This is a genomic window from Paenibacillus sp. Root444D2, assembly GCF_001426375.1.
In the GTDB taxonomy this organism is placed as follows: Bacteria; Bacillota; Bacilli; order Paenibacillales; family NBRC-103111; genus Paenibacillus_E.
Window position 1 is genome coordinate 365058 of sequence record NZ_LMEO01000023.1, and the last position, 12948, is coordinate 378005.

General features: G+C 48.9%; 10 protein-coding genes, 1 pseudogene and 1 riboswitch. Of the genes and pseudogenes, 10 read left to right on the plus strand and 1 reads right to left on the minus strand.

Going from position 1 to position 12948, the window contains the following annotated elements; all coding sequences use genetic code 11:
• Positions 1-26 precede the first annotated feature (26 nt).
• From ASD40_RS15720 to ASD40_RS15760, 9 genes and pseudogenes are all read left to right on the plus strand, one after another.
• Positions 27-1127, plus strand: coding sequence for a Gfo/Idh/MocA family protein (locus ASD40_RS15720; protein ID WP_057304177.1), 1101 nt, complete (start codon positions 27-29; stop codon positions 1125-1127).
• 108 nt (positions 1128-1235) lie between these two features.
• A riboswitch (TPP riboswitch) is annotated at positions 1236-1334 on the plus strand.
• A gap of 807 nt (positions 1335-2141) precedes the next feature.
• Positions 2142-2762 carry a thiamine phosphate synthase gene (locus ASD40_RS15725; RefSeq protein ID WP_057304178.1) on the plus strand — a complete coding sequence of 207 codons (621 nt, stop codon included), beginning with the start codon at positions 2142-2144 and terminating at the stop codon, positions 2760-2762.
• 9 nt (positions 2763-2771) lie between these two features.
• The gene (thiO, locus tag ASD40_RS15730; RefSeq protein ID WP_235549281.1) at positions 2772-4283 is read left to right on the plus strand and encodes a glycine oxidase ThiO; all 1512 of its coding nucleotides are present in this window, start codon (positions 2772-2774) and stop codon (positions 4281-4283) included.
• 5 nt (positions 4284-4288) lie between these two features.
• Positions 4289-5056 carry a thiazole synthase gene (locus ASD40_RS15735; protein ID WP_057304179.1) on the plus strand — a complete coding sequence of 256 codons (768 nt, stop codon included), beginning with the start codon at positions 4289-4291 and terminating at the stop codon, positions 5054-5056.
• Between the two features lie 177 nt (positions 5057-5233).
• Positions 5234-6022: pseudogene (gene thiD / locus ASD40_RS15740) on the plus strand (bifunctional hydroxymethylpyrimidine kinase/phosphomethylpyrimidine kinase); the annotation flags it as partial.
• 161 nt (positions 6023-6183) lie between these two features.
• Complete coding sequence (gene thiE, locus ASD40_RS15745) at positions 6184-6828, plus strand: thiamine phosphate synthase (protein ID WP_057304180.1); 645 nt, start codon at positions 6184-6186, stop codon at positions 6826-6828.
• A 13-nt stretch (positions 6829-6841) separates the two neighbouring features.
• On the plus strand, positions 6842-8626 hold the full coding sequence (thiC, locus tag ASD40_RS15750) for a phosphomethylpyrimidine synthase ThiC (RefSeq protein WP_057304181.1): 1785 nt from the start codon (positions 6842-6844) through the stop codon (positions 8624-8626).
• A gap of 279 nt (positions 8627-8905) precedes the next feature.
• A complete protein-coding gene (locus ASD40_RS15755) occupies positions 8906-9511 on the plus strand; it encodes an ArsR/SmtB family transcription factor (protein ID WP_057304182.1) in 606 nt (201 codons plus the stop codon).
• Positions 9512-9514: 3 nt separating this feature from the next.
• Positions 9515-10630 (plus strand): aminopeptidase, encoded by a 1116-nt coding sequence (locus ASD40_RS15760; RefSeq protein ID WP_057304183.1) that lies wholly within the window; start codon positions 9515-9517, stop codon positions 10628-10630.
• 243 nt (positions 10631-10873) lie between these two features.
• Here the strand turns inward: ASD40_RS15760 and ASD40_RS15765 are convergent, their stop codons facing one another.
• Positions 10874-11725 (minus strand): AraC family transcriptional regulator, encoded by an 852-nt coding sequence (locus ASD40_RS15765; RefSeq protein ID WP_057304184.1) that lies wholly within the window; start codon positions 11723-11725, stop codon positions 10874-10876.
• A 263-nt stretch (positions 11726-11988) separates the two neighbouring features.
• Here ASD40_RS15765 and ASD40_RS15770 point away from each other — a divergent pair, with 263 nt between their 5' ends.
• Complete coding sequence (locus tag ASD40_RS15770; protein WP_057304185.1) at positions 11989-12840, plus strand: sugar phosphate isomerase/epimerase family protein; 852 nt, start codon at positions 11989-11991, stop codon at positions 12838-12840.
• The last annotated feature ends 108 nt before the right edge of the window (positions 12841-12948 follow it).

Below are 12948 nucleotides of genomic sequence, written 5' to 3' on the forward strand. Positions count from 1 at the left end.
AATTTGATCATAAGGAGTGTTCGATCATGTCATCAGCTAAATTAAAAATCGGAATTATAGGCTGCGGCGGCATTGCCAACCAAAAGCATATGCCTTCTTTAGCCAAACTCACCCATTTAGGCGAAATGGTTGCTTTCTGCGATATCGTTGAAGAGCGGGCCGTGAAAGCTGCAAAGGAATTTGGGACGGAACAGGCCAAAGTTTATTTGGACTATAAGGAATTATTGCAAGATGAGTCTATAGACGTTATTCATGTGTTGACTCCCAATCTCCAACATTCCTTCATAACGGTAGCTGCGTTGGAGGCGGGCAAGCATGTCATGTGCGAAAAGCCGATGGCTATCAATTCTGTTGAAGCTAAAAAGATGTTAGAGGCAAGCAAGAAGACAGGAAGAAAATTAACGATCGGTTACCAAAATAGGTTCCGAGACGATTCACAGGTATTGTACAAAGCATGCCGCCATGGTGAGTTCGGCGATATTTATATGGCCAAAGCCCATGCCCTTCGCAGACGCGGAGTTCCGACCTGGGGCGTTTTTACGGACAAAGAACAGCAAGGCGGCGGACCGTTGATCGATATTGGCACACATGCGCTGGATCTATCTCTCTGGTTCATGGACAACTACAAGCCAAAATCGGTGACAGGTTCAGTTTTCCATAAATTAGGAGATAAGTTCGAAGGCAATCTGTTCGGTCCATGGAATCCGGAAACCTATGAAGTAGAAGATTCAGCCTTTGGATTTATTAAAATGGAGAATGGGGCAACGATATTCTTGGAATGCGCTTGGGCGCTGAATATAACTGATACCAGAGAAGCTATGACTACCCTGTGCGGGACAGAGGGCGGAGCGGAAATGAAAGGCAGCCCTGCAATGGGCAAAGGTGAGTTAGTGTTTAATAGCGCTAAGTTCGGAAAGCTAGTCGAAACCAAGGCAACAACAGGCGGAGGCATCGCTTATTTCGACACAGGTGCCGAAGAGCCAGGTGTGAAAGAGGCCAGACAATGGCTGGAGAGTATTCTCAATGACACGGAGCCTCTTGTTAAACCTGAGCAGGCCTTTGTTGTTACTCAGATTTTGGAGGCCATTTATGAATCGGCAAAAACGGGGAAAACGATTGAATTTTGATCGTTGCTGATAGATCTGTTGAATAGAAAAAGGAGTAAAAATTTTCAATAAAAATTTTTATTTCCAAGTGATGGATGACGTGCTATGATATTTAACAATTGCATACGAATGAATCCCTAGGGGCGCCGCAAGGCTGAGACAGAGCAATCTGAACCCTTCGAACCTGAACTGGGTCATACCAGCGGAGGAAAGTGGAACGATCATTGGAGCCCCATCTTTGCATGTTTATTAGGCGGCGCAACCTACAACCACTTTTCTTTGGAAAAGTGGTTTTTTTCGTGCCTGAAATTATTAAAACCCATTCCATACCGTGTGTGGTACAGAAAGTAGTGGCTGGGCCCTAAATTGCGATTCTATCTGGATTTCTGCACTGTAGTGATGTTTTTCATCGCTAAAGTTAGTGTAAGAGGAAAAGTGTCTCTGTAGCGATGTAAAACATGCTTAAAACCCGAATATGAGGATGAAATAGGGAGATTTTCGTTCTGTAGTGATGTTTTTCATCGCTAAAGTTAGTGTAAGAGGAAAAGTGTCTCYGTAGCGATGAAAAACATGCTTAAAACCTGAATATAAGGTTGAAATAAGGAGATTTTCGCTCTGTAGTGATGTTTTTCATCGCTAAAGTTAGTGTAATATAAGGTTGAAATAAGGAGATTTTCGCTCTGTAGTGATGTTTTTCATCGCTAAAGTTAGTGTGAAGGGGAAATGTGTCTCCGTAGCGATGAAAAAACATGCTTAAAACCCGAATATGAGGTTTAAATAGGGAGATTTTCGCTCTGTAGTGATGTTTTTCATCGCTAAAGTTAGTGTGAAGGGGAAATGTGTCTCCGTAGCGATGAAAAACATGCTTATAACCCGGATATGAGGTTGAAATAAGGAGATTTTCGCTCTGTAGTGATGTTTTTCATCGCTAAAGTTAATGTGAAGTGGGAATGTGTCTCCGTAGTGATGAAAAACATGCTTATAACCGGAAAGTTAAGCTGAATAAGTAGCACTAGAAAGGAGTTGAGACTCTTCATGACTGGGTATGAACTGCATGTCATTTCCAATGGCAAGCTAGCGTGGACAGAGCTGGCGGCGGTTGCAGCAAAGATTCACCCCTATGTTACGGCCATTCATATACGTGAAAAGACGAAATCATTAGACGAGATTTTCTTAGGTGTTCAGTTTTTGCTCGAATCAGGTATTCCGGCGAAAAGCCTATATGTCAATGGTTACCCGTCCATTGTCACGGCTGCAGCTTTAGGCGGATTACAGCTCCAGGGCAGCACCCCGCCGCTTTCAACCCTAAGAGAATTCTGTCAGGGAGTGCAGAGGATCGGCGTATCGATACATAGTGTGGAGGAAGCTAAGCAGCGAGAGCGGGAGGGGGCGGATTATGTGATGTTCGGTCATATTTTTCCTACGAATTCTAAGCTGGGCAGCCCACCTCGGGGGTTGGAGTCGCTCAGTGATGTAGCAGCCCAAGTAACAATTCCGATTATTGCGATCGGAGGTATGACACATGAGCGGGTGAGGCCAGTTCTGGAAGCGGGAGCCTCCGGTATAGCTGTGATGAGTGGGATATGGGAAGCGGAAGACCCGCTAACTGCAGTGAAAGCTTACACCAGAGAGCTTGAGCGAAAGGAGGTGGGATAAATGAAACATATGAACGATGTAATCATCGTAGGCGGCGGAGTTATTGGCTCCTCGATTGCCTATAACTTGGCAAAGCGAGGCCAGTCTGTCCTGCTCCTCGAGCGCGGAAGACTTGGTATGGAAGCCTCGTCGGCGGCGGCGGGCATGCTCGGAGCACAATCCGAGATGGAGGATACAGGACCGCTTTTCCAGTGGGCCCGGCAAAGCCGAGCGATGTTCCCCCAGCTGAGCGAGGAACTGAAAGCTCTCACGGGCATCGACATCGGTCTAGTCCGTGAAGGTCTGCTGAACGTGGCGCTCAGCGACGTTCAAGAGCAAGAGCTGCGCGAGAGAGAGAAGCTCCAACGCGCAGCGGGCGAGCAGGCGGAGTGGCTGAGCGCAGCTGCAGCCGCCAAGCTCGAGCCCGCCTTGAGCGGGGCGACGCGCGGAGCCTTATACCTGCCGGGCGATGGGCAGGTAGAGGCGCCGCTGCTGGCGGCGGCGTTCGCGCAGGCAGCCCGGGTGCTGGGGGCGAAGGTGCAAGAATTCGCCCAGGTCCAAGGGCTGCTGACGGAGCGAGGCCGAGTCGTCGGTGTTATGACGAGCGAAGGTCCGCTCTATAGCGACCACGTCGTCGTGGCGGCAGGCACGTGGAGCGGACAGCTAATGGCAGGTATCGGCGTCGACCTGCCGGTGTATCCCGTAAAGGGCGAGTGCTTCTCTGTTCTTACGACGAAGCCGTTGCCCAGAAAGACCCTGTTCACGACAGGGTGTTATATCGTCCCGAAAGCCGGAGGACGACTGCTGGTCGGCGCGACCGTAGTGCCGAACAGCTACGACCGCAAGGTGTCGCTGGCTGGGCTGGCTGAGCTGATGGATCGCGCGAGGCTGCTCATGCCCGCGCTGGGCGAAGCCGAGTGGGAGAAAGCTTGGTCGGGTCTGCGACCGCAGACGGCAGACGGGCTGCCGTACATCGGCAAAGTGCCGGCGTACGATGGTTTATATGCCGCTTGCGGGCATTACCGCAATGGGATTTTGCTCAGCCCGATCACAGGTAAGGTGATTGCGGATTTCGTTTTGGGCGGGGGAGAGGAGAACTTTCAGCCGGAGCTTGAGCTAGGGTTTGAGATTGTTTCCGGATCAGAGACGAGATCAGGGACGGGTTCGGAAATAGGACCAGGGACAGGATCCGAGGCAGAATCAGAGACAGGAGCACAGACCTTTTCGGCTTTGCGATCATTGCTCGATGCTTTTAGTCCTGATCTTTCTGGGCATCGAAGCGGATCGGGCGGGGTGAAGGGAAACTATTGTCAGCCGCAGGAAAGGAGCTGTACAGCATTGAAGCTGCACATTAATGGGCAAAGCGTAGACATTCCAGATTCGATCCGAACCATTGAGGAGCTGCTCGCGCATTTTGATTTGAGTGAGAAAATGCTCGTCGTGGAACATAATGAAAACATTTTACAAAAAGAAGATCACGCGAATGTTGAGCTTTCTGAAGGACATAAAATCGAAATCGTTCATTTTGTTGGAGGAGGATAATTCTTATGTTAAAAATCGGTCCTTATGAGTTTCGTTCACGTCTATTGCTAGGCACGGGAAAGTTCCCCGATTTCAATATTCAGAAGCAGGCGGTTGAGGTTAGTGAATCTCAGATTTTGACGTTTGCGGTGCGGCGTATGAATATTTTTGAAGCGAGTCAGCCTAATTTCTTGTCGATGCTGGATGTATCGAATTTCACTTTACTGCCGAATACAGCAGGCGCCAAAACAGCTGAAGAAGCTGTACGTATCGCGAGACTAGCGAAGGCTTCCGGATTATGCGACATGATCAAAGTCGAGGTTATTGGAGACGAGATGACGCTGCTGCCTGACCCGGTTGAAACGTTGAAAGCCTCGGAAATGCTGCTGGAGGAGGGCTTCATTGTGCTGCCGTACACATCAGATGATGTTCTTTTAGCCAAACGCTTGCAAGCCCTCGGAGTTCATGCCATTATGCCTGGCGCATCGCCAATCGGAACAGGTCAAGGCATCATTAATCCGCTGAACCTGAGCTTCATTATTGAGCAAGCAACCGTACCTGTAATCGTCGATGCGGGCATTGGCGCTCCTTCGGACGCGGCGCTAGCTATGGAGATGGGAGCCGATGGTGTGCTGCTCAACACCGCTGTGTCGGGTGCCAAGGATCCGGTCAAGATGGCTTATGCCATGAAATTGGCGATTGAAGCCGGACGTGCCGGCTTCGAAGCGGGGCGTATTCCGAAGAAGCGGTATGCATCGGCTAGCAGTCCGATGGAGGGCTTTAGTCGCGTTTAGTCGTATTCCGCATTTATGGTGCTAGGAAAGCAATGAGCATAAGTGTATAGGCTTGGAAACGAGCTTACGTGCGTCATTGACTAAGATAGGCTCGGATACTGAGCCTAAAGTAAGCCGAAATTGTTTTGTGTCTGAGAAGACGGACATGTAGAGGTTGAAGCTGAAAGGGGGAGTAAGATGTCTGTTTACAAAGCATTGACGATCGCGGGCTCGGATAGCGGAGGTGGTGCGGGGATTCAAGCAGATCTGAAGACGTTCCAAGAGTTGGGCGTTTATGGGATGTCGGTCATTACCGCGGTGACTGCGCAGAATACGCTGGGTGTTCAAGGAGTTTATCCAATGAGCGCTGAAGCGATCGAGCAGCAGTTGGCCTCTATTGGGGAGGATTTACCTCCCAATGCGCTCAAAACAGGGATGTTATTCAGTGGTGAGATTATACGAATCGTAGCTGCAGCGATACAAACCTACAAGTGGGAGCGTGTCGTGGTCGACCCCGTGATGATAGCTAAAGGCGGCGCCTCCTTACTTCAGCAAGAGGCTATTGATGCGATGATTCACTCTTTATTGCCGCTGGCCGATGTAGTTACACCGAACATACCTGAAGCTGAGGCGCTTAGCGGCTTGCAAATAACGGACAGCGAGTCGCGTCAGCAGGCTGCGAAGCGGATTCATCTCTACGGCTGCAAGAACGTGATGATTAAAGGCGGTCATGAAGTGAATACGGAGCATGCCACTGATTTGTTGTTTGACGGGAAGGCATTCACGGAGTTTTCGTCCAGACGCTTGGTTACCAAGCATACACACGGCACAGGTTGCACGTTTGCTGCTGCGGTCACTTCGGGACTTGCGCAGGGCTTAACGACGAAAGAAGCCATCCAACTGGCAAAAAGATTCATTCAAGCTGCAATTGCGGAGCCATTACACATAGGCAGCGGTCATGGGCCTACGAACCATTGGGCTTATCAACGTGGAGTTAGAGCGAGTAATGCACGCTCGGTGGCGAATGAGCTTGATAGCACGTCAGCTAGCGGGCAGTTAAAGAGTGATAGGGCTGTGGACGCTGAAGCTAATGCGGCTAACTTAAATGACATTTTCGTCAACGAGGATGTTTTCACTCGAGGTGCACGATGAATAGCGAGCAGCTGCGCAAAGAGCTGCGTTTGTATTTGGTCATGGGCAGTCCGAACTGTGGCGGGGCTGACCCGTATGCTGTGCTGGAGGCCGCGATTGCCGGCGGCATCACGATGTTTCAGTTCCGCGAGAAGGGCGCCGGAGCCCTGCAGGGGGCGGCGAAGCTCGAGCTAGGCGCGCGGCTGCGCCGCCTGTGCGCGCAGCACGCGATCCCCTTCATCGTCAACGATGATGAAGGGCTCGCTCTAGAGCTTGCGGCCGATGGCATTCACATCGGCCAAGAAGACGCCCCAGCCGCCGCCGTGCGGCAGCGGCTGAAAAACATGATCGTGGGCGTCTCGGCCCACGATCTCGCAGAAGCCCGGGCGGCGCTCGCCGAAGGCGCCGACTATCTGGGCGTAGGCCCCCAATACGCCACGCGCACGAAGCTGGATGCGCGTGAGGTCCAGGGGCCTGCCGTCATCCAGCGGATCCGCGCAGGCGGTATCCAGCTGCCGCTCGTTGGCATCGGAGGCATCGATGCTGCGAATGCATCCCGCGTCATCCGCGCAGGGGCGGATGGCGTAGCCGTAGTCAGCGCGATTGCAAGCGCACACTCACCGTGTGAAGCAGCAGCTGAGCTGCTTAGAAACATCAAATAGAGGAGGAATTCGCATGACAACGACAAATAGTAGTTCCGTGAAAGACGTCCAAATTTCTACATTTCCAGGTAGTAAAAAGGTATATGTACAAGGCTCAAGACCAGATATTCAAGTGCCAATGAGGGAAATTTCTTTGGGTACCTCCACAAATCTGCACGGAGAAGAAGTAGCTAATGAGCCTGTGCAGGTTTATGACACAAGTGGTGTATATACCGACATAGAATTGAAAACGGATATCCGTCAGGGTCTTCCTGCTAATCGCTTAACATGGATCGAAGAGCGTTGTGATGTTGAATCTTATGTTGGACGTGAAGTGAAGCCAGAAGATAATGGGCTCGCAACTCCTGATGCAAAAGGGGCCGCTGAAATATTCCCAGGTTTACACCGTAGACCGCTCCGAGCTAAGCAAGGCTGTAACGTGACGCAGATGCATTATGCGCGCCAAGGCATCATTACACCTGAAATGGAGTACATTGCGATTCGAGAGAATCTCGATGCTGATTTCGTTCGCAAAGAGGTTGCTATTGGTCGTGCTATCATTCCTTCCAATATTAATCATCCCGAAAGCGAGCCGATGATCATCGGACGCAACTTCCTTGTGAAAATTAATGCCAATATCGGAAATTCCGCCGTCGCTTCTTCCATTGAGGAAGAGGTTGAGAAGATGACGTGGGCCACCCGTTGGGGTGCTGACACGATTATGGATTTATCCACTGGCAAAAACATACATACAACACGCGAATGGATCATCCGCAACTCCCCGGTTCCTGTTGGAACGGTGCCGCTGTATCAAGCACTCGAAAAAGTGAACGGCAAAGCAGAGGACCTCACTTGGGAAGTGTACCGTGACACACTGATTGAGCAAGCAGAACAGGGTGTTAGCTATTTCACGATCCATGCGGGCGTACTGCTTCGTTACATCCCTATGACAGCTAAGCGCGTAACGGGTATCGTCTCCCGTGGTGGATCCATCATGGCTGCATGGTGCCTGGCTCACCACCAAGAGAACTTTCTCTATACGCATTTTGAAGATATTTGCGAAATTATGAAAGCTTACGACGTCGCCTTCTCGCTTGGTGACGGACTGCGCCCTGGTTCGATCGCGGACGCGAACGATGAAGCTCAATTCGCCGAACTGGAAACACTTGGCGAGCTGACGAAAATTGCTTGGAAGCACGACGTCCAAGTCATGGTTGAAGGACCAGGCCACGTGCCGATGCACCTGGTCAAAGAAAATATGGACCGTCAGCTGGAAGTTTGCCAAGAGGCGCCATTCTACACGCTTGGACCGCTGACGACCGACATTGCGCCAGGCTACGACCATATCACCTCTGCCATTGGGGCAGCGATGATCGGCTGGTTCGGCACGGCGATGCTGTGCTATGTGACGCCGAAGGAGCATCTCGGCCTGCCGAATAAAGAGGACGTACGCGTTGGGGTCATCACGTACAAGATCGCTGCGCACGCCGCCGATCTGGCTAAGGGCCATCCGGGAGCGCAAATTCGCGACAACGCGTTGTCGAAGGCGCGCTTCGAGTTCCGCTGGCGAGATCAGTTCAATCTCTCGCTTGATCCGGAACGCGCCATCGAGTACCACGATGAGACGCTGCCGGCGGAAGGCGCGAAGACGGCGCACTTCTGCTCCATGTGTGGACCGAAGTTTTGCAGTATGCGCATTACGCAAGATATAAGGCAGTACGCACACGCACAAGGGCTTGATGAAGAGTCCGCGCGAAACAGCGGCATGGAGGAGAAGTCCAAAGAATTCCGTGAAGCAGGAAGCCAAATTTATCGATAAAATTGAGGGACGTTTCCACCATTTATGGGTGACAGAAACGTCCCTTTTTGCTACCATAGAGAAAAGCTTAACTTCGTTAATCCGTTAAAGCGTTGAAATGGTAAGAAATGAGGACATTCATGCTTGCCGAGACTGCAATTGACATGAAATCCTTTTCGCATTATGATACGGTTAAAAAGATTTGACCGTCGTTTAATTAATCTCATTAAGAGATTAAGAGTTGACCATGAGCGCATGTTTAAGGGCAAGATTGGTACAATAGAGGGAGGTCGAGTCCATATGAAGCTGCAACCGGTTTATATTATTGAAGAACTTGAGCAATTGAAAACGATAAGTGATCCACTTCGCGCTAAGGTGTTACTTTATCTAATAGAGAAAGCTTACACCGGTCAGCAATTGGCCAAACTGCTGGGAATGGCACGTGCGAAAGTACATTATCATTTGAATGAGCTTGAGAAGCATGGCTTGATTTCGGTCGTTCGTACGGAACTGAAGAATGGTATTTTGCAAAAGTTTTATCGTGCAGTAGCCCGCGGCTTTGTTCCTAGTGAAAAACTGCTGCCTTACGTCTCTGAGGTTGAGAATTACTATCGCGAGAGGACGCTTAGCGTACTTGGACGTGCCAGACGCAGAGCGATTAATGCCCCCGAAGAGGCGTTTCAAATTCCTTCTTCTGATCGTACGCAATGGCCGATTATCATGACCCAAGTCGAAGTCAAAATGAGCAAAGAGAAATATGCAGAATGGCTGAGAAAGTTTCGCGCTCTTATTTTTGAGCTCGATGCGTCGCAGGAAGAAAATGGGGAGTGGTTCTATTTGACTACGGTCGGCTTTCAAACGAATGAGCCGTCTTTTGACCCTGTTGTAGAAGAAAAGGAGAGATAAAGTATGCTGGATCCAAGATTAACGAAACTCGCTGATGTGCTTGTGAATTATTCGGTTAAGGCGCAGCCTGGCGAAAATATTTTGATAGAAGCGTATGGCATTGATTCTGCTCTTGTCAAAGAGATCGTGAAAAAGGTTCACGCAGCTGGCGCGCACCCTTTCGTCAATGTAAGGGATCATGTGATTATGCGTCAGCTCATCATGAACGGTACTGATGCTCAAATGCAAACATGGGCAGATGCCGATGCTTTCCAAATGAAACAAATGCAAGGCTACATAGGTGTACGCGGCGGAGCCAATATTTATGAACTGTCGGATATTCCGGCAGATCGGATGAAGCTGTACAATTCGATTTATTATCAACAGGTTCATTTTGATGTCCGCGTGAAGGATACGAGATGGGTCGTTCTTCGTTACCCGACATCCTCCATGGCGCAGCTTGCTAGCATGAGTACAGATGAGTTCGAGGAGTTCTACTTCAACGTATGTACGATGGATTATGGCAAAATGTCCAAAGCTATGGATGCTTTGAAAGAACTAATGGATCGCACGGATAAAGTGCGCCTCGTTGGACCAGGCACGGATTTGACGTTCTCGATTAAAGGAATCGGCGGCGTTAAATGTGATGGGGAGCTCAACATCCCGGATGGCGAGGTTTACTCTGCTCCAGTTCGAGAGTCGGTGAATGGTATCATTTCCTACAACACACCAACGCCTCATGATGGCTTCATTTTTGAGAATATCGTACTTGAATTCGAAAATGGTAAAATCATAAAAGCAACAGCTAACGATACAGATCGAATTAATGAAATTTTCGATATGGATGAAGGTGCGCGTTATGTAGGGGAGTTCGCGATTGGCGTGAATCCTTACATTCAAGAGCCGATGAAAGATACGCTTTTCGATGAGAAAATCGACGGCAGCTTCCACTTCACACCAGGAAATTGCTACGATGATGCTTACAACGGCAACAAATCCTCCCTGCACTGGGATATCGTGAATATCCAACGTCCGGAATACGGCGGCGGCGAAATTTGGTTTGACGATGTGCTGATTCGTAAGGACGGTATTTTCGTACTGCCTGAGCTTCTACAGCTGAATCCGGAAAAGCTAAAATAGAGTAGACGAGATATTCGGTAATTATTCTCAGGATTTCATCCTGTTCCGATTACCCTCTCCATAGTCCCAACAAAAAAAGGTTGTCCAAAGTCACAAAGACTTGGGCGACCTTTTTCTATGACCTTTTTCAATTTCTGTTTGGCGACCTTTTCAATGGCACTTCTTCAATTGCTGTCTAGCAACCTTTTCAAATGCACCTTTTTCATTCGGTATCTAGCCGTCTGCTCAACTCGCAGTCTACAATTAAACCCGCCGCTGCTGGGCCTGGTACTGCCGAGGAGGAAGGCCGACAGCCTTCTTAAACGTTCGGATAAAGTTGGAGTAGTCGTTGAAGCCTGCTAGCTGGCACGTATCTGTGACGGTAGAGCCCTCGCGCAGCAGCTGTTTCGCTTTGGCGATGCGCTTGAACAAAATATGCTCATGAATGGTGCTGCCTGTGTGTTTTTTGAACAGCCTGCATAGGTAGGAACGATTCATGAATACGACGTGTTCCAGTACCTCGAGCGATAGATCTTGATCTAAATTTTCGTCAATATAGGTGAATAGAGAGGAGAGCTTGTCGGGAATCATGATCTGTTCCTCTTGTTTGCCCTGGTTTTGGAAAATTCGATTGATAAACACGAGCAGCTCGATAAAGGCTGAAACAAACAGGATTTCCGATCCTGGGAGCGCTTGAGGTCGCTTATGCATTTCCATGCGCTCATAAAGCTTCATAATGTCATCAATTTGCTGCGGAGTCAGCCGCATCCGGTTTTGCTCACCAAATATCCGGTTATTGAAGCAATCGAGCAAGTTAAACTGCGGAGAATTAAACGTCTCCACCAGCCTAGGATTAAAATGGATCACGACGTTCTCATATCGCTGTTTTTTGGATTGGAAATTAGGTCTGTGCAATTCATTACTGTGCATGATCAGCAGGTCCCCATACTGCAAAGGGTAAACCTGTTTTTCGATGAAATAATGAACATCTCCAGTAAGGAAAAAATAAATTTCATATTGGTCTTGGTGCTGGTGAAAATCCAATGGAATCGGATCATGGGTCACGGCATGTCTGAAATTGATCATGCGATGTAGATTCTGGTAAAGTTCCTGCATGTGAGGCTCTCCTCTATTTAGCTGGAGTCAATATTAGCAAACTTTTGCCCAATTAATGCAATGAATACGTTTTTATTATACTGCAAAATAAAGAATAGATAAACAATCAACCTGCTCTGAAGCATATTCCGTCCGCATCGAGCTTTAGCTCGATCGGCGTCTAAACTTACCATTTAAAGCGGTTATACATCACCGAATTGCTTCGATAAGAGTTTAGACAATGCTTTGCGGGGGCCCCAAATGAAATTAGGAGGCATATTGAAATGAAATTATCCGTGTTTACTGTAGCTACACCTGACCTGACACCAGAAGAACTAGCAAAGGCGGCCGTTGCTGCCGGGATTGAAGGCATTGAATGGCGTTTTAAAGATATTCCTGCTGACGCGGTAAATGAGAAGCCATCTTTCTGGAGAAATAATCTTTGTTCCATTGATCCGAATGGTTCGGATGAAGAATTGGAACGATTCCGACTCGCTGCTGTTAACAATAACTTAGTGAACTTGAGTATCACCCCGTACTTAAACGCTTGTCATGTTGCAGAGACCGAGCATGTTTTCAAAACGGCTCAGAAAATAGGAGCTTCCTTCATTCGCGTTGGTGTTCCTGGCTATGACAAGAGCAAGAATTATAATGACTTGTATGCAACGGCTGTGGACTATTTACATCATGTGCAGGAATTTGCTCAGCAGTATGGCGTTAAAGCCTTAACTGAAATCCACCATAATACGATCACACCAAGTGCTGGATTGGCACATCGCTTGGTTGCCAACTTCAATTCAGATCACATTGGGGTTCTGCATGATGCAGGCAACATGGTGCATGAAGGATACGAGAATTTCCGCATGGGTCTTGAGCTGCTCGGACCTTATCTAGCGCATGTTCATGTTAAAAATGCAAGATGGGTCCCAACTGGCGAAGAGCAAGATGGCATCAAACTCTGGAAAAGCGAGTGGTCACCACTAAGCGAAGGGATCGTCAATTGGAAGCAACTGCTGAATGACTTAAAAGCGGTCGGCTACGACGGTTACCTCGGCATTGAAGATTTCAGCGGTCAATATGGCTCGCAGGAGATGCTGAACAATTTTGCTTCGAAAGTGAAGCAATGGTTGGCTTAAATAATTGTTTGGTCTTAGGAGTCTCACTCGTCTTCAGCGGGTGGGGCTTTTTTCATTTGCATGCCAATGGGTTGATATGTAGCCCTTGCTTTGTGTAAGATGGAACTC